Source organism: Paeniglutamicibacter sp. Y32M11 (assembly GCF_019285735.1).
GTDB lineage: Bacteria > Actinomycetota > Actinomycetes > Actinomycetales > Micrococcaceae > Paeniglutamicibacter.
Genome location: NZ_CP079107.1, coordinates 503,918 through 527,825, shown reverse-complemented (window position 1 = coordinate 527,825; position 23,908 = coordinate 503,918). Strand labels below are relative to the sequence as shown.

Genomic DNA, 23,908 nt, shown 5'->3' with positions numbered 1-23,908 from the left:
TCCATTCACTACGGATCGTCGGGCACGTACCTGCCCGTGAAAGGTTTGCTACCCCATGGCATCAGTAACTTTTGACCAAGCCACCCGCATTTACCCCGGAGCCACCAAGCCCTCGGTAGATAAGATTTCCCTCGAAATCGCCGATGGCGAATTCCTGGTTCTTGTTGGCCCTTCGGGCTGCGGAAAGTCCACGACGCTGCGCATGCTCGCCGGCCTCGAGGACGTCAACTCCGGTCGTATCCTCATCGGTGACCGCGACGTCACCAACGTCCCGCCCAAGGACCGCGACATCGCGATGGTTTTCCAGAACTATGCGCTGTACCCGCACATGTCCGTGGCAGACAACATGGGCTTCGCCCTGAAGATCGCCGGTATCGACAAGGAAGAACGTGCCCGTCGCGTCCAGGAAGCAGCAAAGCTTCTGGACCTCGAAGATTACCTGGACCGCAAGCCGAAGGCACTCTCCGGCGGCCAGCGTCAGCGTGTGGCCATGGGCCGCGCCATCGTCCGTAGCCCGCAGGTCTTCCTCATGGATGAGCCGCTGTCGAACCTCGATGCCAAGCTGCGTGTGCAGACTCGTACGCAGATCGCCTCACTGACCCGCCGTTTGGGCGTCACCACGGTCTACGTGACCCACGACCAGGTCGAGGCATTGACCATGGGTGACCGTGTGGCCGTGCTCAAGGACGGGCTGCTGCAGCAGGTCGGCACCCCGCGCGAACTCTATGACACCCCGCAGAATGTCTTTGTTGCAGGCTTCATCGGCTCCCCCGCCATGAACCTGCTCGAACTGCCGGTGGCAGATAGTGGAGTCGCTTTCGGCGGCACTACCTATCCCGTCGCCTCGGCTACCCTCGAAGCAGCAACGGGCAACACCGTCACGTTGGGCGTTCGTCCCGAGGACCTCGATCTGGTCAACGCCAGCGAGGGCCTGGCCGTGGAGGTCGACGTGGTTGAAGAACTCGGCGCGGATGCCTACGTTTACGGCCACACCACCGTGGGCGGCACCGAATACCAGATGGTTGTCCGCGTTGATGGTCGCAAGCCCCCGTTCAAGGGCGACACCATTCACGTAGCTCCGAAGGTTGGACACGTGCACCTCTTCGATACCGCATCCGGCGAGCGCTTGGCCGAGCCGGCGCGCAGCGGAGCCCACGCATCGGCGGCCAGCGAGGTCTAAGACCTTTTCCAGCCATCGTGTAACCGCACGTATACTGCCGAAGGCGGCCGTACCCAGCCCCTGCTGGATGCGGCCGCCTTTGTACATCCCCCCGTTTTTCCGCTCCAAGAGACGGCAGCCACGCCCATGATCCGACACACCGCCAACTGGCACGACGAACCCACCAACCATTCCCAATCCGGGAAGTTGCCGCGGGAAAATTCACCTGCCACCGCCCCGAGCATCGCGGGGTCGTTGTCCATCACTGCTGCCACGGCCGACCCCGGATTACTCGAGCTGCCCTGGCAGATCCCCTTGGAGCAATGGCCAAGTGACAAGCTCGCTCCCTTACCCCGTGGCATCTCCCGGCACGTGGTGCGTTTCGCCATGATGGGCGAGGCAGTGATCGCCATCAAAGAGACGGGCGAGCACGTGGCCCGACACGAGTATCACATGCTGCGTAAGCTGCGCCGACTGGCAGCCCCCTGCGTGGAGCCCGTCGCGGTGATCACCGGGCGCAAGGACAACGAGGGCAACGACTTGGATCCTGTGCTTGTCACTCGGCACCTAAAATACTCGCTGCCCTACCGCGCCCTGTTCTCCCAGAAACTGCGCCGCGATACCCTGACTCGACTCATTGATGCACAGGCACTGCTCTTGGTGCGCCTGCACCTGATTGGTTTCTATTGGGGAGACGTATCGCTGTCCAATACGCTGTTCCGGCGCGATGCCGAAGCTTTCGCCGCCTATCTGGTGGATGCGGAGACCGGTGAGCTCTACCCGGAGTTATCCTCCGGTCAGCGCGAATACGATCTGGAAATCGCACGGGTGAACATCGCCGGTGAGCTGATGGATCTGATGGAAGCTGGCCTCATTGAGGACACCGTTGATCCGGTGGCCACCAGCGAGGACATCCTGCATTCCTACCGGGGGCTTTGGGCCGAGCTGAACGACAAGGAGTCCTTCGATCTCTCCGAACGCTGGCGCGTGGACGAGCGCATCCGTCGACTCAACGAGCTGGGTTTCGACGTGGAAGAAATCAGCCTCAAGACCTCCCCCGATGGCGGCCAACTGCTCATCCAGCCCAAGGTGGTTGACGCCGGGCACCATACTCGCCGGCTCCTGCGGCTGACAGGACTGGACGTTGAAGAGGGCCAGGCGCGCAGGCTCCTCAACGACCTTGATGCCTTCCGTGCCAAGAAGCACCCCGAGGCAGATGAGGAGATGGCCGCGGCACGCTGGGTCATCGATGTCTTTGACCGAATCACCGGGGCCATCCCCCGCGAGTTCCACGGCAAGCTGGAACCTGCGCAGATCGTCCATGAGGTGCTCGAACACCGCTGGTACATCTCCGAGGCACGTGGATCCAACGTCCCGATGGAAGAGGCCGTGGCTTCCTATGTGGAGGCGGTGCTGCGTCACCGTCGCGACGAGGCCCGGTTGGTTCTCGGTGACGATGAGCCTTCAAACTAAGGAATAGTCTTACTCAGAGCCGGCCAATGGGACCTTGCGGGCCTTGTAGATCACCGTTTTCTGCGTCTTGATATATACCTTTGGCTAGACTTTGACCCTATATATCCATTCCATCGTCATTTTCCGCATTTTGCCGTCCGGGGTCGCCTAGGCTGAAGACAAAACAATGCGAAGGAGGCATCGGACGATGTTGAAGTGGTTTGGACTTTCTGGAGAACATCCCGAGGGGACAGTGCCCATGTGGAGCGGTGTTTCATTGCGGATCCGCGTTGTAGCCGGAGCGCTCTGGCTGGTTTTGGCCGCAGGTATTTTTGCCTTGCTTCATTTCAGACTCCCTGAGTCCGACGGGTTCGGTGGCTTCCTACCCATCTTTGTCGCCATCATTGTCTTCTCGGCGGGGACCTCCACCACCGAACGTAGCCTGCTGCGAACCAGGTCGTCGGCTCGGCAGATTTAGCCCCACCCCAGCGCCGCCGGCGTCCGGAGGAAGATGGCCCCGGGACCCGAGGTTTTTACGGTGAGCGCGCCAGCCGGATCAATCCCCAGCTCCGGCGCATCACCCACACTCAAAAGCACTGCCTCGGGATCCGGCTTGAGCCCCACGCCGAAATCGAGGATTATTTCGGGGGCATCGGCGCGAGATAGCAGGCACAGCACCGAACCGCTCTCATGCTCACGAATATAGACCAACAGATCCTTTTCCGCGTGGATGAAACGCAGCGAGCCATCCACCAGCGCACGGTGCGCCTTGCGCAGCTCGGCCAATTGGGCATACAGCGGACGAAGGTCACTTCCCCACTTTTCGGGGTGATCCCAGGGCATGGGCGTGCGCGAATCCTCACCGTTATAACCGTGCAGTCCAAATTCGTCGCCGGCAAAGACCAACGGGATGCCGGGGAAGCTAAATTGCGCGCAGGCCGCGATCTCCTGACCCCCGGCGATCATATGGCTGGCCGCCCGGGCCGTGTCATGCGTATCCAGTGCGTTGGCGTTGGCCAGCCGCACCTCCCAGCTGTAGCCGGCCGACATTTCCCGGTGGGTAGCGATAAAGTCGCCCGCGTCGAGGCGCACCGGTCCGGCCTGCGGCAAACCAAAGAACCAGCCGAAGGCCTCGGGGTCCGGGTCCTTGGCCAACCACTGCCAGAGCGGTCGGGTGAAGTTGCTGTAGCTGACCACCCCCTGCCAGCCGTCCCCCGGAACATCGTTCGAAGCATCGGAGGTTGATTCGGCCAAGAGCATGGCCCCGGGGCGCACCTGCTCAATGCGCCGCCGCAGCATTCTGGCGACCTCGTGGTTCAGTTCGTCGGCACCGTGCCGCCCGGTCATATTGCCCACGTCGATCCGCCAGCCATCTAGATTAAACGGTTCCTTGAGCCAGCGCACTGCCACCGCGTCCTCGTCCAGAATAAAGCGCTCGCGAAGGGCAGCGGAGTTCCAGTTCAGTTTGGGCAGCGAAGGCACACCCAGCCACGCCTCGTACTGACTATTGTCCGCATTAAAGTAGTAGTACTCCCCCGTGGGCGCGCTTGGACGGTTATAGGCGGCGGTGAACCACTGGTGCCCGGCACCGGTGTGATTGCTGGTTAGATCACCCACCACCCGCAATCCGCGGGCATGCGCCGCGGCGATGAGTGAGATCAGGGCGGCATCCCCGCCGAGCAGCGGATCTACCTCGTCAAAGGACGACGCGTCATAGCGGTGGTTGGAGGCGGCCGGGAAAACGGGGGTCAGGTACAGGACGGTCGCCCCGAGATCCAGCAGATGCTCCAGCCTGGACTCGATGCCGGCAAGATCCCCGCCGTAGAACTGCCTGCTGGTCTGCTCCCCACGACCCTGCACCGGGGTATCCCAGGCGCAGGAAATCATCCACTCGGCCGTGGGTTTTTCGCTGCCGGAGTTCGCGAATCTGTCGGGAAATACCTGGTACATGATCGATTCCTTAACCCAGTGCGGAGTCGCGAAATCGCCGTGAATTCTGAAGTCTTGGATGTCGGGGACATCGCGGGTGTGCCAGCCGGCGGCATTCAACCACCGGTAATGGACTGCTCCCTCCGCGGCGCGATAGCTCACCAACCAGCGGTAGCGCTGCACCGGGTTCACCATCCGCAGCGGGGCTTCAAAAAACAGCTGGGAGCCGTCTCCCGCCATGCGGTTGGCCTCGGTGAATTGCGGTTCACCATCTTCCAGGCTCCGCAGCCAGATGGCCTCGGGTTCAAGAATTCCGACCGGCACCCGCAACCGCAGGCGAAGTTCCTCACCCAGCACCGGCGCCGAGCCCCCTGCAACATAAACGGGAGATCCGTCGTGGTGCGGCTGGAGTCCAACCAAGGAATCGATGCTGTGCATTGCGGTGTCCATCGGTGTTATCCCTTGACTCCACCGGCGGTCAGGCCGGAGGTGATGTAGCGCTGCAGGAAGAGGAACAGGGCCATCACCGGCACCGCTGCCAGCACGGCACCGGCGGCAAAGACTCCCCAGTTTTCGCTGCGCTGTTGAGCAACATAGGAGTAGAGGCCCACGGCCAGGGTCTGGGATTCGGGGTCGGTAAGTACCACCGAGGCGATCACAAACTCGGAGGAGATACCGATGAAGACCAGCAGTCCCACCACCGCGAGGATCGGGGTGACCAGCGGCATGATGATGCGGAAGAACACCTGCACGTGGCTGGCCCCATCGATGCGCGCCGATTCATCCAGCGACATCGGAACGGTGTTGAAGAAGCCGTACATCAAATAGGTGTTCACTCCCAGCGCTCCGCCCAGATACACCATGATCAGACCCAGCTGGGAGCCGAGCCCGAGGGAGGGAATGATATCTCCGATGAAGTTCAGCAGCAGGAAGATGGCCACCACGGTGAGCAGCTGCGGGAACATCTGCAGCAGCAAGAGCGTCAGGAGGCCCACGCGGCGCCCGGAGAAACGCATCCGGGAAAACGCATAGGCGGCTAGCGCGCCAAGGAAGACCGTGGCCACCGAGGTGATGGTCCCGATGACTAGGGTGTTAACAAACCAGCGACCGAAGGGCCGCTCCTGGTTGGCAAAGAGCTCCTGGAAGTTGCCCAGCCCGAACTCGGTGAACATGGTGCTGGCCCCGGCCATGGTCCCGGTGGGGTTCAGCGCCGCGGAGAGCACATAGAGCAGCGGGAAGATGGAAAAGATGGTGGCGGCGATGGCGATCAGGTGTCGCCATCCCTTGGTGGCGAACCAGCGACCGAAACCTTGTTTGTTGGCCTGGGCCATGGATCCGGATAACGCAATTTTCTGAGTGCTCATTAGTTCAGATCCTCCAGTGCCTTGGTCTTCTTGAAGCTCAGCGCCGAAACGGCGGCAACAATGATGAAGATGATGATGGCCAGCGCGCTGGCCAATCCGTAGTCGCGGCCGGTTCCGGTACCAAAAGCGATCTTGTAGACCATCGTGATCAGGATGTCGGTGGAGCCGATGTCGAAGGTGGTCCCGTCAAAGCGTGGGCCACCGCCGGTGAGCATGTAGATGACGTTGAAGTTGTTGAAGTTGAAGGCGAAGGAGGAAATCAACAGTGGTGCCAGGGAAACCAGCAACAGCGGCAGTTTGATGGCGGTGAAGATCTTCCAGACTCCTGCCCCGTCCATGCGGGCCGCCTCGTCCACTTCCTCGGGCAATGACTGCAACGCGCCGGTGCAGACCAAGAACATGTAGGGGTAGCCCAGCCACAGGTTCACCACGAGCACAGATATTTTCGATAGCACCGGGTCGGTGAGCCAGGGAATTTGTGCGCCGCCCAGCAGGGCGTTGTTGATAAACCCAAATTCGGGGTTCAACAGGCCCGACCACACCAATCCGGAGAGGAATGCGGGGAAGGCATAGGGAAGGATCATCAGGATCCGGTAGATCTTTTGCCCCTTCAGATCCTTTTTGTTGAAGGTAATGGCCAGAAACAGGCCCAGGGCGAACGTGGTGGCCACCGAGAGGATGGCGAAGGCGAAGGTCCAGAGGATGACCTTCAGCAGGGGTCCTTGCAGGTTTTCGTCGGTGAAGGCACGCTGGAAGTTATCCAGTCCCACGTTCACCTTCCAGCCGGTATTCAGTGCGCTGCCGTCTTGCGCGGCAAAGGAGCCGCGGCCGTTATCCGTGTAGATGACACCGGTGGTGGTGTCGGTGAAGGTATCGGCTGCCTCGTCGTACTTCAGCTTGGGTGTGTACACATAGGAGGTGGACCCATCGGCGGTTTTCAGCGCACCGTCTTCCGGGTTCTCGCTCAGTGGCACGGTGAGGGCGGTGATTTCTTGCTGGTGGGCCAGCAACGTGGTGAAGTCCAGCGTGTTGTAGCCCTCAACGCCCGCGGCGGCTCCCGTGGGGCCGCTCACGGATGGGCTCACGATGGCTAGCGGGGTATCTGCACCGCCGAGTTTGGCCTCGCCATCGGGGGTGGTGACCAGCAGGAAGTATTTGCCTCCCTTTTCCAGCACGGAGGTGGGGAATTGCGGGGAATCGGGAACTCGCTCGGAGGCCGAGAGCTGGATCGAGGCGATCGCGTCGGCCTTGGTGGAGTTGTGCCCGTCCCCGTAGTTGGTGAACGCGATGTACGTGGAGAAGATCATCACGAAGACCTGGAAGATCAGCAGGAAGATGACTCCTGGTGCCAGGTACTTGGCCGGTAGGCCGCCCCGACGCAGGTAGATCCAGTTGATGACGAATGTGGTGATCAACGAGATGACAAAGATCAGCCATTCGCCGGAGAGCATCAGTTGGAAGAGCACGAAGGCGGCCACTGCGTCGGTCAGGCCCAACAGCACGATCTTGGCCAGAATGCCGCTGAGCGAATCGGGGCTCCGGTCCTTCTTACGTGCTGGCGTTTCATCCCGGCGCCCGGTCTTTACACCCGACTTTTCTTCGATTTCTACCATGTGGTCCAACAACTTTCTTGATGCGCTCTGCCGCCGCGCGGCGGAGGTTTTTGGTGTGGGCAGCGGTGGGGCGGGCCGATTCGGCCCGCCCCCACCATTGCGGACCTGTTTACTGCGAACTAGCTACTTGCTGCTGGCGATCTTCTTTTCAATGTTGGCAGCCATCTTGGACCATGCGGCGGCCGGATCGGCTTCCTTGCCCTTGATGAGGTTCAGTTCGGTTCCGCCCCAGTCTGCCCAGACCGCGTCCATGGCCGGGACTGCCGGCATGGGTACGCCGTTGGCGCCGATCTCGCCAAAGGCCTTGACTACCGGGTCGCTGGCTGCGGTTTCGAAGGATGCGGTGAGTGCCGGTGGGCGTCCGCCAACCTTGAACAGTTCGTCCTGCGCCTGCTCCTGAGTGAGGTAGTTGACCACAAATTCGTTGGCGGCCAGCGCGTTGGTGGACTTGGCGGAGATGAAGAAGCCGTTAACACCAATGAACGGCTGAGCCGGCTGATCTCCCGCGGCCGGCAGCGGGTCAATAGCAAACTTGATACCCTTGGCCTCGATGTCCGGGACATTCCACGGGCCGGTGAGGAAGTACGGTGACTCCCCTGCCAGGAACTTTTCCTTGGCAATGTCGCCGGTGATGTTGGAGTTCAGGACCTTAGAACCCTTATCACCAAGGTCTGCCAAAAGCTGAGCGAACTTCTTGCCACCTTCGCTGTCCAACAAAAGCTTCGAGGAGTCGTAGCTGCCGTCCTCGTTCTGCGCGAAGACCTGTGAACCCAGTGATGTCTGCAGGGGGTAGAGGTGGTAGGGATCTGCCTGCTTGGGATCAAGGCCCACCAGGAAGGGGAACTTGGCATCCCCCGCGGTGACAGCCTTCTTGCCCTCGGCCAGGACGTCATCCAAGGTGGTTTTTGCTTCGGGAACCAATGCGGTGTTGCGGACCAATGCGACGTTCTCGATGGAGTATGGCACCCCGTAGGTCTGGCCGTCATAGGTCATGGCCTTGATGGAGCTTTCGGCGAATTGTGTACTCTTGTCACCCAGCTGGACGGGAGCGACGACACCGTTCTGGACCAGTTTTCCTAACCAGTCGTGGGGACCGACCATGATGTCCGGGCCCTTACCGGTGGGCGCCTGAGTGATGAAGTCATCGCGGACGGCGGCGAAGTCTTTAACAACCAGCTTGACGTCGATGCCCTTTTCCGTCTTGAACTTGGCGGCGATGGACTTCAATGCCGGTGCGCGTTCCGCGTCTACCCACATGGTGAGGCTGGCGCCGGTCGCCGGGACCGATGCTGCAGCACTGGTGGTTGCGGCGGCCGTGCTGGCGGCCGGGGTGCCCGAACCACCGCACGCGGTCAGCGCCAGTGCCGAGAGGGCACCCACTGCGCCCAAGGTGAAGGTTCGGCGCGTGAGGCGTGCACCGGGTGTGTTATTTCCCGTCATGATGATTCCTCTTTCGAGTGTTATGCGCCCGGGATCGAACCTTCGGCGCTGGAGTCGTGAGATTGAGTGTAAACGCTTTCACTCATGTCGTCCAGATCACAATAGCCCAAATTCTCGGGCGCACCTCTCTTTGGTGACAAGTTTCCCGCATAATCACTGATAAACACTAGAGTTTTCGGGGCGTCAAATAATTTTCGCACCGGCAGGAGTGATCGACGGTTCGAAGTGGTTGAAATGGAAACGCTTCCACTTTTTGTGATTTCATCGTTATGATGGAGCGCATGTCACAGACCGAAGAACTCCCCACCGCCACCCCGCACGAAATCCACGCCCGGTTCCAGGACCCGACCCACGAGTCCTCTACGAGTGCGGAATGGTGGCGCCGCTCGGTCATCTACCAGATCTACCCACGTTCCTTCCGTGACACCACATCCAATGGCATCGGGGATCTGCCCGGCATTACCGCCGAACTTCACCACGTTGCCGACCTCGGTGTTGACGCCGTCTGGCTTTCCCCGTTTTTTGCTTCCCCGCAAAAGGACGCTGGCTACGACGTCTCCGACTACCGCGCGGTTGACCCGATCTTCGGAAACCTCCAGGACTTTGATGACCTCATCACCGAGGCCAATCGGCTCGAGGTCAAAATCCTGGTGGATCTTGTACCCAACCACTGCTCCGACGAACATGTCCTCTTCCGCCAAGCGCTGGTCTCCCCCAGGGGCTCTGCCGCCCGCGAGTTCTTCGTCTTCCGCGACGGACGGGGAGAAGATGGCCAGTTGCCGCCCAATAACTGGCTTTCACACTTTGGCGGATCCGCCTGGACTCGCATTACCGAACCCGACGGCACCAAGGGCCAGTACTACCTGCACCTCTTTGATTCCTCCCAGCCCGATTTCAACTGGGACAACCCTGCGGTAGGCGACGAATTCGAATCCGTACTGCGCTTCTGGCTGGATCGCGGCGCCGGAGGTTTCCGCGTGGATGTCGCCCACGCCCTGCTCAAGGCCCCCGGCCTTCCGGATTGGAACGGACGGGCAGATGGCGCGGATTCCCCGGGCTATCCCTTCGCCGATGCGCCGATGTTTGGCCAGAGCGCCGTCCACGATGTCTACCGCCGCTGGCGTGCGGTTTGCGAGGAGTACGACGGCGAGCGCGTGCTGTGCGCGGAGGCCAATGTGCACCCCATCGAGGCCATGGCCGACTGGGTGCGCCCGGATGAGATGCACCAGTCCTTCAATTTCCCCTTCCTGCACACCGGATGGGACGGGAAGGCTCTCAAGACCATCATTACTCGCTCATTGAAGGCCTTTGATGCCGTCGGTGCACCCACCACCTGGGTGCTGTCGAACCATGACGTCCCACGGCACGCCACCCGACTCGGAGCAGTCGTCCCCTCCCCACGCGACGGTGATGGCCTGGGCCCGGACGATATTCAACCAGATTTATGCCTCGGGCTGGCCCGCGCCCGCGCCGCCACCTTATTCATGTTGGGGCTTCCCGGAGGCGCCTACCTGTATCAGGGCGAAGAGCTGGGACTCGGAGATAACACCATGCTCGACCCCGAGTACCGGCAGGACCCGTCCTTCGCACGCACCAACGGCGAGCGCCTGGGCCGTGATGGCTGCAGGGTCCCGTTGCCGTGGGACTCATCGAGCGCATCGCTGGGCTTCAGCGATTCCGAAGCATCATGGCTCCCGCAACCACAAGAGTGGGCGTCGCTGACGCGGGAAGCCCAAACGTCCGATCCACACTCCACCCTGAACTTCTACAAGGAGGCCCTCCGACTACGCTCCGCACACCAGCTGGGCTTGGGCGACCTAAACTGGCTTGAGGACACCAACACCTCAAGCCTGTTGGGCTTCGAAAATTCCGAGATCCTCGTGGTGCTGAATCTGGGGACCGAGCCGGTGGTTTTGCCGGCCGGAGAGGTGTTGCTGGCCAGTTCAAGCAATGCCCTGAACGCGGCTACTTCGGCGCTGTTAAATCCAAATTCCGCGGTTTGGATTTCTCTGCACCATGCCTAACGGCTGACCCCTCGGGGTCAGCCGCGCATCATCAAAAACGACAACGAAGGAGCTTGGGAGTACATGGCCAGCATCAAGGACGTCGCCCTGCGCGCAGGGGTCTCCGTTGCCACGGTTTCCCGAGCCCTCTCCGGGAACGGGAAGGTCTCCGCCGCATCGCGCGAGGCGGTGCAACGGGCCGCTAAGGACTTGGGCTACGTACTTTCCTATAACGCGTCATCTCTGGCTTCGGGGCGCAGCCGCAACATCGGTATCGTGATGCCCACGGTCTCGCGCTGGTACTACGCCAACGTGCTGCAGGGCGCCACGCAGGAACTCAACGAACGCGGTTATGACCTCACGCTGTACAACACCAGCGGTGAGCAGCGGCACCGCGATGCCGTCTTCCAGGACCTGTTGATGCGCCAACGCCTCGACGGAGTCATCACCGTGACCCTGAAGTTGACCGACGCGGAGCTGGCGCAGCTGCGCGCGGTGAATAAGCCGCTGGTGGCACTGGGCGGTCTCTTGCCGGAGGTAGACACCATCCGGGTTGATGACTTTAACATTGCCTCGCTGGCCACCGAGCACCTGATCTCTCTGGGGCACCGGAACATCGCCTTCCTCGGCGGCGCCGACGTCTTTAACGTCGACTTCAACTTGCCCACCGCCCGGCTCGATGGCTTCGAGTACGCCATGGATCAAGCCGATCTAGCGGTGAACCCGCAATGGCTGCTGGACGCGGATTTCACCATGGCCGGTGCCCACCAAAAAGTACGCAGCATGCTCTCAAATCCCCGCGGCCGGCCCACCGCCATGCTGTGCGCCTCCGATGAGATGGCCTTCGGCGCGCTCATGGCCGCGCGCGATCTGGGACTGTCATTGCCCGGGGATTTCTCCGTCATCGGCATCGACGGGCACGAACTTGGTGAACTCTTCGGACTGACCACCGTGGCACAGCACCCCAGCGCGCAGGGTGAGGCCGCGGTGGCGCGCATGATGGAGTTGCTCGATGAATCAACCAGCGAGGCTGCCGCGCCGGCACCGGCCGACGAATTTTTCCCCACCGAATTTGTGCTGCGCACCTCCACCGCGCCGCCAGCCACGCACTAGCCACCCATCATTTCTTCCCCGTATCGCTCCCACCAGTAGATAGGCTGGAACTCATGTCGCTACCCTTGGATGCCTCCGGCACACCGGATACCCAGATCACCCCCGGCTCTCCCTACGCACTACAGCCGGTGCTACATGAATCATCCCAAGGCGAGCAGTGGTGGCGCCGCGCGGTGATCTACCAAATCTACCCACGCTCCTTCAAGGATTCCACCGGCTCCGGCATGGGCGATCTGGCCGGTATCACCGCCGAACTGCCCAAGATTGCCACCCTGGGCGTCGATGCCATCTGGCTCTCCCCGTTCTTCCCCTCCCCACAAAAAGACGCCGGCTATGACGTCTCCGATTACCGGGGCGTTGATCCACTCTTTGGCACCATGGAGGATGCCAAGACGCTGATCAGTACCGCCGCATCCTTCGGCATCCGCATCATCATCGACATCGTGCCCAACCACTGCTCCAACGAGCACGAGCTGTTTCGGGCAGCGCTGGCCGCGGCACCGGGCTCGGCCGAACGTGCCATGTTCCACTTTGCCGATGGGCTGGGTGAGGGTGGGAACACCCCGCCAAACAACTGGTTCTCGCTCTTCGGCGGTTCGGGCTGGACCCGTGTTCCGAACCCCGATGGAACACCGGGCCAGTACTACTTCCATCTCTTTGACGCTACCCAGCCCGACTTCAACTGGCGCAATCCCGCGGTGCAGGAAGAATTCGAAACGACGCTGCGCTTCTGGCTGGATGCCGGCGCCGGCGGCTTTCGGATCGACGTCGCCCACGCGATGTTCAAGAAGGAGGGCCTGCCTAACTGGGGCGGTGCCCCAGACGGTACCCCGCGCCCGGGCTTCCCCTTCGCCGATGCCCCCATGTTCGCCCAGCCCGAGCTGCACCAAGTGTTTGCGCGCTGGCGCGAGATCTGCGATGAGTACCCCGGTGAACCGGTGCTCTGCTCGGAGGCCAATGTGCGCCCACTGACCCGTCTGGCCGATTGGGTGGCCCCGGGCCAGATGCATCAGTCGTTCAATTTCGATTACTTGCGCACGCTCTGGGACAGGGACGCGCTGGCCGCGGTCATTGGCGAATCACTCGAGGCCTTTGACGCGGTTGATGCCCCCACCACCTGGGTGCTCTCCAACCACGATGTCTCCCGTCATGCCACGCGCTTCGGGCTCGATAATGTTGCACTGGATCTGGGCGACGGCATTGGTCCACGCGATCCGCAGCCGGATACCGCACTGGGCCTGACCCGGGCGCGGGCAGCGACGGTATTCATGCTGGGCCTGCCCGGTGGCGCTTACCTCTATCAGGGTGAAGAGCTGGGCCTGGGTGACCACACCACGTTGGCCGATCAGTTCCGCCAGGACCCCACCTTTTTGCGCAGCAACGGCGAACGCATTGGACGCGATGGCTGCCGGGTGCCGATCCCCTGGGTGCATGATGTCCCCGCCTATGGCTTTTCGCCCACCGGGGACACCTGGCTACCGCAGCCGGCAGATTGGGCCACGCTGGCCCGCGACGTGCAGGAGGATGACCCCGCCTCCACACTAAATCTCTACCGCACGGCGCTGGCGCTGCGCAGCGAATTGGGTCTGGGTCTGGGTTCGCTGGCCTTCTTTAAGAATCCCGAACTGCCCGAGGTGCTGGCGATCCGCAATTCAAACACCATTAGCGTGCTGAATCTTTCCGCCGCTTCGGTGCCGCTGCCGGCCGGTGAACCGCTGCTCTACTCCGATCCCGACGGTGCCACGCTGGCCGCACGGGGCCTATTGGGCGCCAATTCGGCGATCTGGTTGCGCGCCATAGATGACTAATCCTCGCTGAGTGAGCGTTTCGCGCGTCTTATGCCTGGGTGCGGCTGCGTCCCTCGCGGGCCAGCAGCCAGATCAGGTAGATGCCACCGATGCTCACCGTCACCACGCCTACCGGCAGTTGCACCGGGGCAAAGATCCGTTGGGCCACCAGGTCGCTGGCCACCAGCAGCAAGGCGCCCATGCAGGCGGCGGGGGCCAAACGCATGCCCGCGGCTCGGTTCAGCCGCTGGGCCAGTTGCGGGGCCACCAACGCCACAAAGGCGATGGGTCCGGCGACGGCGGTGGCCGCGGAGGTCAGCAGCACCGCCAGCACGATCAAAACCAACCGCGCCGGTTCCACCCGCACGCCCAACGCCGTGGCCGTGTCGTCTCCCAGCTCCAGCATGCCCAGGTGCCTGCCTCCGGCCAGGGTGAGGCCCAGGACCGGCACAATGGCGAGCAACGCGGGAATGAGCACCGGCCAGCCGACCCCGTTAAGGGTTCCGGCTCCCCAGACCGCCGCGGCCATCGCCACCTCGATTTCGGCGCGCAACACCAGCCATTGGTTCAGCGCCGCCAGCATGGCCGAAACCCCGATGCCCACCAGGATCAGCCTGAAGCCGTGGGAGCCGCGCCGCCAGGCCAGGAAATACACGGCCAGGGCCGTGGCCAGACCTCCGGCTAGCGCGCCCATCGAGGTGGCCAGGAAGCTGCCGCCCACCAGGGTGAGGGCCAGCAGCGCACCGGTGTAGGCGCCGGTGGAAAAACCGATGATGTCGGGCGAGCCCAGCGGATTGCGGGTGAGTGACTGGAATACCGCACCGGCCACGCCGAGTGCGGCGCCAAAGGCCAACGCCGCCACCGCGCGCGGGGCGCGCCATTGGAATACGATGGTGCTCTCAAGGCCCTCCCCGCCGCCGAAGATCACCTGCATGACCCTCACCGGCCCCATCGGATAGTCGCCGCTGCCAATGACCAGTAAGGCGATGAGCGCGGCCAATGCCAGGAGCACCAGGCAGAGCGCCGTCTCGCGGCCCAGGCGCGAGGCGCCGGCTTTCTGGCTCGCCGTGGTGGCGGGAGTCGGGGAGAGAGATTTTGAGGATCGTTTGGTGTTGCTCATACCGCCACCGGCTTCTTGCGGCGTGCCAACAGGATCAGCACCGGGGCGCCGATAAACGCACAGACGACCCCGGCCTCGAGCTCACCGGGAATGATGACTCGTCCCAGCACATCGGCCAGCAGCAGGATGATCGGGGCCAGCACCGCGGTGTAGGCAAGCATCCAGCGTGCATCTGGACCGGAGAAACGTCGGGCCAGGTGTGGTGCCATCAAGCCTAGGAAGCTGATCGCCCCCACCGCGGCGGTTGCGGCGCCGGCCAGCACCGTGACGGCCAACAGGATCAGCACCCGGGCCCGCCCCACCTTGTAGCCCAAGGCCAGGGCCGTGTCGTCTCCCAGCGCCAGCGCGTTCAGCGACCGGCCGGTGCCGGCTGCCAGCACGAAGCCCAGCAGCACCGCTGCGGTCAGCGGGAGCAGGACCTCGCCCGAACGACCTTCCAAGGAACCGATGGTCCAGGCACGCAATTGGTCAAAGGCCGAGGGATGCACCAGCGCCAGCGCCGTGCCGATGCCCGAGAGCACCGCACCCAGGGCAACACCTGCCAGCACCAGTCGCACCGGGTCGCTGGATCTGGCCCCTGCCATCCCGACCAGGTAGACGGCCCCAGTGGCGAGCACCGCACCGCCGAAGGCAAACCAGACGTAGCCGTTAAAACCGTTGATGCCGAAGGTGCCGACGGCGATCACGATCGCCAGCGAGGCGCCGGCGTTCACGCCAAGGATCCCGGGTTCGGCCAGTGCATTGCGAGTCATGGATTGGACCAGCGCCCCGGCAATGCCCAGGGCGCTTCCGGCGAGGATCCCCAAGATGGCGCGGGGCAGCCGCGAATCACGGATGATGGCGTGGTCGGCCGAATCGTTGGGCCGCAGCAACGCGTCGATCACCACCGAAAATTCAATATGTTTGGATCCCACCGCCAGTGAGAAGAGCGCCAGCAGCACAAGTAGCAATGCGAAACAGAGCAAAAGCGCCAACCTGCGGGCCGATTGACCCGGATTCTTCACTGACACCGGAGCACCCGTGACCGGTACCAGGTCCGTCTGGGCGTTCATTACGTCGCTGGCTTGGCTGTTTTCGGGGTTCACCGCAACAGGGCTGGGACTTGCCACGATTCTTCTCCTTTGCTTCGAACCGTTCAACACTACCGCGTTGTCTTCCCCGGACGGCAACATCGCTTAGGCGCGGGCAACATCAATACGATACATTTACGTCGTGAAATTGATTTCTTCGAACCGCGGGCCCCGCTTCGGCTCCGCCCGGGCGGCAACCGCTCTATTCCTCATCGCCCTAACCGCGGGCTGTGCAGCCGGCGGCACCACCGACACCGCGCCGGGCAACTCCGACGTGGCGGTGGGCGGCGAACGTTTTTCCACCGCTGACGAGGCCACCGCCAAGTTCGGCGCCAATGTCGCTCCGGGTGTCTTCCCGCGCACCTTGGAGCATGCCAACGGCGAGACCCAGATCGAGAAGAAACCCGAACGCGTCGTAGTGCTGGACACCGGCGAACTTGATGCGGTGCTGTCCTTGGGCATCACCCCGGTCGGTATCCCCTCCACCGAGGGCGCCAACTCGATCCCCAGCTACCTGGCCGGTGACGTCAAGGACGCAAAGACCGTGGGCACCATCCAGGAACTGAACCTCGAGGCCATCGCCGCGCTGAAACCGGATCTGATCATCGGCTCGCAACTGCGTGCCGACAAGCTCTACCCGCAACTCTCGCAGATCGCTCCGACGGTCTTCTCCATCCGCCCGGGCTACCCATGGAAGGAAAACTTCCGTCTTGCCGCGGCAGCGCTGGGCGAGGAAACCAAGGCAGTCGAGGTGTTGAACGGCTACCAGGATAAGGCCACCGCGCTGGGCCAGGACGTGAAGGGAGATCCGAAGATTTCATTGTTGCGTTTCATGCCGGAGAAGATCCGTCTCTATGGCAACGCCTCACTGATTGGCGTGATTCTCAATGATGCCGGATTCTCCCGCCCGGCCAACCAGGACATTGATGACCTGGCCAAGGAGATCTCCGGGGAGAACCTGGCAGAGGCTGACTCGGACTGGATCTTCTACACCTCCTACGGCACCCCGGAGGCCACCGGCGAAAAGGCCGCGCTCGAGGGCCCAATTTGGGACAAGCTCGAGGCCGTTAAGGCCGGGAACGTACAACGCGTGAACGACGACGTCTGGTTCCTGGGCCTGGGCCCGACAGGCGCTTCGATCGTCCTGGACGAACTGCGCAGCTACCTGGTCAAGTAGCAACCTCTACTTCATTCAAAACCTCACGTCATTTGTGGGACCGGCCATGGTCGGTCCCACAAACGTTTAATGGAAGCTCCGTAAATGAGCGGTCCGCTGGGTGCCGGCACCGCTGGCACCGCTAACAGCAGATCGAGCCCTCCCCTTCGGTCAATCTGATTGGTTCCACGTGGAACAGCTCGGAGATCGGGGAGAGAATCCTCGGTGAGATTGCGGGCGCCTTCGTCACCGGACACGGTACGACGCTGACTACAGTCGTAGCGGCCGCGGAGGTAGTCATGAGCGACCGCGTGGAGTCGCCGGCGAAAGAGACACCGTTGAGCCGATCCTCAGTCAGCGGAGAGCTTCCGGCGCGCTTCGGGCTGGGGCTGGGGCTTATCCACCTGCTTGACCCCGATGCGGGCGAGGGAGCTTTTTGGTTGTTAAATGGGACGAGCCCCGCATGAAACCAAGGTTTCTTGCGGGGCTCACATTGGTCGGGATAACAGGATTTGAACCTGCGACCTCGTCGTCCCGAACGACGCGCGCTACCAAGCTGCGCCATATCCCGGTGTTGTACCAACGAGTAAAAATTCTACAGACAATTCACTCCAACACCTAATCGGGACAAGGGGTTCTGCGTCACAGGATAGCTTTGCCCGGGTTCAAAATCCCCTGCGGATCAAAGATCGCCTTGATCTTGCGTTGGATCTCGAGCACTTCGGCCGACTGTTCCCACGCCAACCAGTCGCGCTTCGCGGTACCCACCCCGTGCTCCCCGGTAATGGTTCCACCGACCTCCAGCGCCGCCCTGATCGACTCCTCAAGTGCCGCGTCAAGGCGTGCCACCCCCGCGGCTCCATCCTCCGAGTTAACCCAGAACGTGGGATGCAAGTTGCCGTCTCCAGCGTGGGCAACAATCCGCACCATGACCCGGTTTCGGGCGGCAATCTGATCGAGGGTGCCCATGTATTCGACCATGGCCGAACGGGGCACCGCCACGTCCTCCCCCACACGATATTTATCGTCCTGCCCGTCGCCGCGGCTGGCCCTGCGCATCTCGATCAGACGCACGGCTTCCTCATCGTCAGGCTCGCTCACGTGCGCACCCAAGTTCTCCAGTGCCGAGCGCACAATGTTGGCCTCAATCTCGGCCCCATGGCCATCGGTACGCACCAGCAGCAAGGCGCCGCCCCGCGCCGCGAGGTCCGAGCCATAGGCCGCATCAAGGACACGCATGGTTCCTATGTCCAGCAACTCCAAGATCGCCGGTTGCACCCTGATCCGGGCGATCGCCATCACGCCGGCGGCCGCCTGAATAACGTCGGTGAATACGGCGGCGATGGAACAGGTTTTTGCGCTGAGGTAGCGCAGGCGTACCGTCACGGAGACCACCACGCCCAGCGTGCCCTCGGAGCCCACCAATAGGGACGTGAGGTCGTAGCCGGCCACTCCCTTGAAGGTGTTGCGTCCGGTGGAGATCAGTGTGCCATCGGCCAAAACTACGTCGAGGCCAAGCACCGAATCGGTAGTCACCCCGTATTTGGCACAGCGCAAACCGCCAGCGTTGGTTGCGACGTTGCCGCCAATGGTCGACTGTTGGTAACTGGCCGGATCCGGGGCGTACATGAGCCCATGCTTGGCCACCGCATTGTTCAGCACCGCGTTGACGACACCGGGTTGAACCACCGCCACCTCATCATCGGGTCGGATCTCCAAAATGCGGTTCATGCGTTCGAGGGATAACACGATGCAACGCACAGTGGCGTGTGCGCCCCCTGAGACGCCCGTGCCAGCCCCGCGCGGCACCACCGCCACTCCTGCCGCCGACGCTAGCCGCAAGGTCGCCTGAACGTCCTCAACGCGTTCTGCAAAAACCACGGCAAGGGGTTGCTGGAGATCAACGATCTTCCCGAAGTCATGGCTGTGAGCGAGTAGAACCTTAGGCTCGGTGGATACTGAGTCCTCGCCAATCTGCTGGGTTAACTCAGCCACCAGGGCCGAGTCGGCGGTTTCGAGGTTCATGAGGCCCTTTCAAACGATGCTGATGTTTTTGGCGTGACGTCGTCGCCTCGGTGACTACGATCGAGATTCGTTAGCGGACCTGCTGGTTGTCGGCGCCCATGAACCGGGCGTAGTAGCCAAGAATCTCGGGCCACTGACTGTATTGCTCGTATTGCTCCTGACCTACATGCCCCGAGGCCCAACCGTCGTGCGTCAAGACGATCTCGGTTGCCGTCCCCTGTTCGTGAAATTCGAGGCTCACGTGGGTCGGCGGAGCAGTTTCCATGCCAAGAGTAAAGTCCAAAACGATGGTCGAGGGAGCGTCGAAGTGTACGACCTTGCCCCAAAGGTGCTGGTCGCCATCTTCGGATTCTTCAACGAGGCTTCCGCGCTCGAATGTCACGTGGCTACCTGGACCGTAATGTGAGAACTTGCTCACTGGCCACCAAAGATGAATGTATTCGGAGAAGCCCTCAAAGGCTTGCTCGGCAGCCACCGGGACGCTGACTGTGTGCCGGAGTTCCGGCAAGCGGTAATCGTCGTGGGAGCTAGGCTCGTTGGCCGATGCCGCGTGTGAAAATAATCCATCCATCTCACCACAGTAACGGCAATCACTGACAACAGCATTTGCACGTATTGGTGTGTCTGTTGAAGGTCGGGCCGACTCGCTTGTGGTCTGGTGGGTGTTAAACATCGAAACCCCCAAACACGTCAGTGTTTGAGGGTTTCGGAACAAAATATTGTCCGGCGGTGACCTACTCTCCCACACCCTCCCGAGTGCAGTACCATCGGCGCAGTGGGTCTTAGCTTCCGGGTTCGGTATGGGACCGGGCGTTTCCCCCACGCTATGACCGCCGTAACTCTAGTACCAACCCTATATGCGACATTTCTGCCTGGGGGTGGTGAATCTATGGGTTACGACCACAATAGTGGTTGTATATGTTGTTGTATCCGCGAAAAACAAAATGGGTTTGTTGTTTCGGGACCGTATAGTGGACGCAGCGTTTCTTGCCAACCACCGAACATGTTCGGTGGTAATGGTGTTTGTGGTTTAAGTTGTCGGCCTATTAGTACAGGTCAGCTTCACGAGTCTTTAGTCCTCGCTTCCACATCCTGCCTATCAACCCAGTGGTCTGGCTGGGGGCCTCTCACACTCAAAAGTGTATGGAAATCTCATCTCGAAGTGGGCTTCCCGCTTAGATGCTTTCAGCGGTTATCCCTTCCGAACGTAGCTAATCAGCGGTGCACTTGGCAGTACAACTGACACACCAGAGGTTCGTCCGTCCCGGTCCTCTCGTACTAAGGACAGCTCTTCTCAAATTTCCTGCGCGCGCAGCGGATAGGGACCGAACTGTCTCACGACGTTCTAAACCCAGCTCGCGTACCGCTTTAATGGGCGAACAGCCCAACCCTTGGGACCTACTCCAGCCCCAGGATGCGACGAGCCGACATCGAGGTGCCAAACCATGCCGTCGATATGGACTCTTGGGCAAGATCAGCCTGTTATCCCCGAGGTACCTTTTATCCGTTGAGCGACGGCCGTTCCACAACGTGCCGCCGGATCACTAGTCCCGACTTTCGTCCCTGCTCGAGCTGTCGCTCTCACAGTCAAGCTCCCTTGTGCACTTACACTCGACACCTGATTGCCAACCAGGCTGAGGGAACCTTTGGGCGCCTCCGTTACTCTTTAGGAGGCAACCGCCCCAGTTAAACTACCCATCAGGCACTGTCCCTGACCCAGATCATGGGCCGAAGTTAGGTGACCGGTACAGCCAGAGTGGTATTTCAACGATGACTCCACCCGAACTAGCGTCCGAGCTTCACAGTCTCCCACCTATCCTACACAAGCTGCACCGAACACCAATACCAAACTATAGTAAAGGTCTCGGGGTCTTTCCGTCCTGCTGCGCGTAACGAGCATCTTTACTCGTAGTGCAATTTCGCCGAGTTCATGGTTGAGACAGCGGGGAAGTCGTTACTCCATTCGTGCAGGTCGGAACTTACCCGACAAGGAATTTCGCTACCTTAGGATGGTTATAGTTACCACCGCCGTTTACTGGGGCTTAAATTCTCAGCTTCGCTCCAAAGAGCTAACCGGTCCTCTTAACCTTCCAGCACCGGGCAGGAGTCAGTCCGTATACATCGTCTTGCGACTTCGCACGGACCTGTGTTTTTAGTAAACAGTCGCTTCCCCCTGGTCTCTGCGGCCCACACCCGCTCCAGAACGCTAGGTTCTTTCACGAGGCAGGCCCCCCTTCTCCCGAAGTTACGGGGGCATTTTGCCGAGTTCCTTAACCATGATTCTCTCGATCGCCTTAGTATTCTCTACCTGATCACCTGTGTCGGTTTGGGGTACGGGCGGCTAAAACCTCGCGTCGATGCTTTTCTTGGCAGCATAGGATCACCGAATCACCCCCCAAAAGGGGCGCCTATCAGGTCTCAGACTTATATGAATCGCGGATTTGCCTACGACTCGTCCTACACCCTTGGACCAGGTCAATTCCATTGCCTGGCTCGGCTACCTTCCTGCGTCACACCTGTTAATACGCTTACCTCCCTGGCTCGGGTCCCACGCCGCACACCCAACAACATTCCCGAAGGAACATCAAAAGGGTCTTTGGGGTGGTTAGCATTACCAGTTCAATATGGACGGTTTTTCGCCGGTACGGGAATATCAACCCGTTGTCCATCGACTACGCCTGTCGGCCTCGCCTTAGGTCCCGACTTACCCAGGGCAGATTAGCTTGACCCTGGAACCCTTGATCATTCGGCGGACGGGTTTCTCACCCGTCATTCGCTACTCATGCCTGCATTCTCACTCGTGTGGGCTCCACCGCTGGTTTACACCGCGACTTCACTGCCCACACGACGCTCCCCTACCCATCCATACGGCTGGACCACGAAGGCCTACCAAAATATATGAATGACGCAACTTCGGCGGTGTGCTTGAGCCCCGCTACATTGTCGGCGCGGAATCACTTGACCAGTGAGCTATTACGCACTCTTTCAAGGGTGGCTGCTTCTAAGCCAACCTCCTGGTTGTCTTCGCAACTCCACATCCTTTTCCACTTAGCACACGCTTAGGGGCCTTAGTTGGCGTTCTGGGCTGTTTCCCTCTCGACTATGAAGCTTATCCCCCACAGTCTCACTGCTGCGCTCTCACTTATCGGCATTCGGAGTTTGGCTGACGTCAGTAACCTTGTAGGGCCCATTAGCCATCCAGTAGCTCTACCTCCGATAAGAAACACGCAACGCTGCACCTAAATGCATTTCGGGGAGAACCAGCTATCACGAAGTTTGATTGGCCTTTCACCCCTACCCACAGCTCATCCCCTCCATTTTCAACTGAAGTGGGTTCGGTCCTCCACGCGCTCTTACACGCGCTTCAACCTGGCCATGGGTAGATCACTTCGCTTCGGGTCTAGATCACGCCACTAACTCGCCCTATTCAGACTCGCTTTCGCTACGGCTTCCCCACACGGGTTAACCTCGCGACGTAACACTAACTCGCAGGCTCATTCTTCAAAAGGCACGCTGTCACCCCAACAAGGAGGCTCCAACGGATTGTAAGCGCACGGTTTCAGGTACTATTTCACTCCCCTCCCGGGGTACTTTTCACCATTCCCTCACGGTACTTATCCGCTATCGGTCATTGGGTAGTATTTAGGCTTACCAGGTGGTCCTGGCAGATTCAAACGGGATTTCTCGGGCCCCGTCCTACTTGGGATACTTCCACAAAGCGGCGGAACGCATTAGCACTACGGGACTCTCACCCTCTACGGTCCGGCATTCAAACCGATTCGCCTATACGCCCGCACCTCACTTCACCAGTCCGGCAGAACTGATACGGAAAGTCCCACAACCCCGACCATGCAACGCCCGCCGGCTATCACACATGGCTCGGTTTAGCCCCATCCGCGTTCGCTCGCCACTACTAACGGAATCACTATTGTTTTCTCTTCCTGAGGGTACTGAGATGTTTCACTTCCCCTCGTTCCCTCCACGTAGCCTATGTGTTCAGCTACGGGTCATACGGCATAACACCGTACGGGGTTTCCCCATTCGGAAATCCTGGTATCAACGTCCGGTTATCGACTCCTCCAGGCTTATCGCAGATTCCCACGTCCTTCTTCGGCTCCCAATGCCAAGGCATCCACCGTGCGCCCTTAAAAACTTGACCACAAACATGATCAAAATAATTACAAGCGCTAAAACATTACAATCGAAAGAATCAAGAAAACACACAACCCTAAAAGAGTTATGTGCACCAAGATTCATTATCATAAGAAATTGCTTTGCAAAACAAACAAACCAACCAACAACCCCAAAAGAGTTATCAGTCAATCCTGTTTCACAAGATGCTCGCGTCCACTATACAGTTCCCAAACAACAACCCCATCACACCCACCACCAACACCACACACCCAAAGGTGCGCACCATGCTCGCTTAGGCCATGCGCGGGACAACACTAAAACAACAAACCCACCAACCCCCTCACACACCCCAAAGGGCATACAAGAAAAGTCGGAGCCTGTTATTTCAGGACCCAACAGTGTGCCAAAAACCATCCACCTCATAGAACTCATCTCATTCCAACCCGCAAGCGAGCGTACTAAAAACAACCTCCACAACATGAACAGCCATAATTTGTTGATATTCCACCCTTGAGCACTCGCCCATCAACACAAGTGATGGAT

16 protein-coding genes, 1 tRNA gene and 2 rRNA genes are annotated in these 23,908 nt (G+C 60.6%); 8 read left to right on the top strand and 11 right to left on the bottom strand.

The annotated features are described in order from the left end of the window. The first annotated feature begins 55 nt into the window (after positions 1–55). From KUF55_RS02360 to KUF55_RS02350, 3 genes are all read left to right on the top strand, one after another. On the top strand, positions 56–1,180 hold the full coding sequence (locus KUF55_RS02360; protein WP_132362448.1) for an ABC transporter ATP-binding protein: 1,125 nt from the start codon (positions 56–58) through the stop codon (positions 1,178–1,180). 126 nt (positions 1,181–1,306) lie between these two features. Further along, positions 1,307–2,632, top strand: coding sequence for a DUF4032 domain-containing protein (locus KUF55_RS02355; protein WP_218817878.1), 1,326 nt, complete (start codon positions 1,307–1,309; stop codon positions 2,630–2,632). A 187-nt stretch (positions 2,633–2,819) separates the two neighbouring features. Next, positions 2,820–3,089: a hypothetical protein gene (locus KUF55_RS02350; RefSeq protein ID WP_132362452.1), complete on the top strand. Its 270-nt coding sequence runs from the start codon at positions 2,820–2,822 to the stop codon at positions 3,087–3,089. Here the strand turns inward: KUF55_RS02350 and KUF55_RS02345 are convergent. From KUF55_RS02345 to KUF55_RS02330, 4 genes are all read right to left on the bottom strand, one after another. Beyond that, positions 3,086–4,990 carry a glycoside hydrolase family 13 protein gene (locus KUF55_RS02345; protein WP_218817877.1) on the bottom strand — a complete coding sequence of 635 codons (1,905 nt, stop codon included), beginning with the start codon at positions 4,988–4,990 and terminating at the stop codon, positions 3,086–3,088. The two genes, KUF55_RS02350 and KUF55_RS02345, sit on opposite strands and share 4 nt — an antisense overlap. A gap of 5 nt (positions 4,991–4,995) precedes the next feature. Beyond that, entirely contained in the window at positions 4,996–5,904 is a 909-nt protein-coding gene (locus KUF55_RS02340) for a sugar ABC transporter permease (protein WP_132362456.1), read from the bottom strand. Then, positions 5,904–7,517, bottom strand: a complete 1,614-nt coding sequence (locus KUF55_RS02335; protein WP_218817876.1) for an ABC transporter permease subunit — start codon at positions 7,515–7,517, stop codon at positions 5,904–5,906. The genes KUF55_RS02340 and KUF55_RS02335 overlap by 1 nt, the downstream gene beginning before the upstream one ends. Before the next feature lie 123 nt (positions 7,518–7,640). Further along, positions 7,641–8,957 (bottom strand): maltose ABC transporter substrate-binding protein, encoded by a 1,317-nt coding sequence (locus KUF55_RS02330; protein ID WP_218817875.1) that lies wholly within the window; start codon positions 8,955–8,957, stop codon positions 7,641–7,643. Between the two features lie 281 nt (positions 8,958–9,238). On the opposite strand from KUF55_RS02330, the gene KUF55_RS02325 reads away from it, so the two are divergent. The 3 genes from KUF55_RS02325 (at position 9,239) to KUF55_RS02315 (ending at position 13,881) form a co-directional block, all read left to right on the top strand. Then, on the top strand, positions 9,239–10,981 hold the full coding sequence (locus KUF55_RS02325) for an alpha-amylase family glycosyl hydrolase (RefSeq protein ID WP_218817874.1): 1,743 nt from the start codon (positions 9,239–9,241) through the stop codon (positions 10,979–10,981). 63 nt (positions 10,982–11,044) lie between these two features. Further along, a complete protein-coding gene (locus KUF55_RS02320) occupies positions 11,045–12,073 on the top strand; it encodes a LacI family DNA-binding transcriptional regulator (protein WP_132362465.1) in 1,029 nt (342 codons plus the stop codon). 53 nt (positions 12,074–12,126) lie between these two features. Further along, a complete protein-coding gene (locus KUF55_RS02315; RefSeq protein WP_218817873.1) occupies positions 12,127–13,881 on the top strand; it encodes an alpha-amylase family glycosyl hydrolase in 1,755 nt (584 codons plus the stop codon). Positions 13,882–13,909: 28 nt separating this feature from the next. Here KUF55_RS02315 and KUF55_RS02310 read toward each other — a convergent pair whose 3' ends face one another. Beyond that, positions 13,910–14,980, bottom strand: coding sequence for an iron chelate uptake ABC transporter family permease subunit (locus tag KUF55_RS02310; protein ID WP_255557245.1), 1,071 nt, complete (start codon positions 14,978–14,980; stop codon positions 13,910–13,912). After that, positions 14,977–16,089, bottom strand: a complete 1,113-nt coding sequence (locus tag KUF55_RS02305) for an iron chelate uptake ABC transporter family permease subunit (RefSeq protein ID WP_218817872.1) — start codon at positions 16,087–16,089, stop codon at positions 14,977–14,979. The genes KUF55_RS02310 and KUF55_RS02305 overlap by 4 nt, the downstream gene beginning before the upstream one ends. 172 nt (positions 16,090–16,261) lie before the next feature. Here KUF55_RS02305 and KUF55_RS02300 point away from each other — a divergent pair, with 172 nt between their 5' ends. Continuing rightward, positions 16,262–17,227: an ABC transporter substrate-binding protein gene (locus KUF55_RS02300; protein WP_218818672.1), complete on the top strand. Its 966-nt coding sequence runs from the start codon at positions 16,262–16,264 to the stop codon at positions 17,225–17,227. Between the two features lie 473 nt (positions 17,228–17,700). On the opposite strand, the gene KUF55_RS02295 is transcribed toward KUF55_RS02300, so the two are convergent. The 5 genes from KUF55_RS02295 to KUF55_RS02275 all read right to left on the bottom strand — a co-directional run bounded on the left by KUF55_RS02295 (position 17,701) and on the right by KUF55_RS02275 (position 23,390). Beyond that, positions 17,701–17,777: transfer RNA gene (locus KUF55_RS02295), tRNA-Pro, on the bottom strand. A gap of 71 nt (positions 17,778–17,848) precedes the next feature. Further along, positions 17,849–19,231, bottom strand: a complete 1,383-nt coding sequence (locus KUF55_RS02290) for an FAD-binding oxidoreductase (RefSeq protein WP_218817871.1) — start codon at positions 19,229–19,231, stop codon at positions 17,849–17,851. A 70-nt stretch (positions 19,232–19,301) separates the two neighbouring features. Then, positions 19,302–19,802, bottom strand: coding sequence for an SRPBCC domain-containing protein (locus tag KUF55_RS02285; RefSeq protein WP_218817870.1), 501 nt, complete (start codon positions 19,800–19,802; stop codon positions 19,302–19,304). Between the two features lie 150 nt (positions 19,803–19,952). Then, positions 19,953–20,069 (bottom strand): 5S ribosomal RNA (gene rrf, locus KUF55_RS02280). A 188-nt stretch (positions 20,070–20,257) separates the two neighbouring features. Beyond that, a 23S ribosomal RNA gene (locus KUF55_RS02275) occupies positions 20,258–23,390 on the bottom strand. Positions 23,391–23,396: 6 nt separating this feature from the next. On the opposite strand from KUF55_RS02275, the gene KUF55_RS02270 reads away from it, so the two are divergent. After that, positions 23,397–23,879 (top strand): hypothetical protein, encoded by a 483-nt coding sequence (locus tag KUF55_RS02270; RefSeq protein ID WP_218817663.1) that lies wholly within the window; start codon positions 23,397–23,399, stop codon positions 23,877–23,879. Positions 23,880–23,908 lie beyond the last annotated feature (29 nt).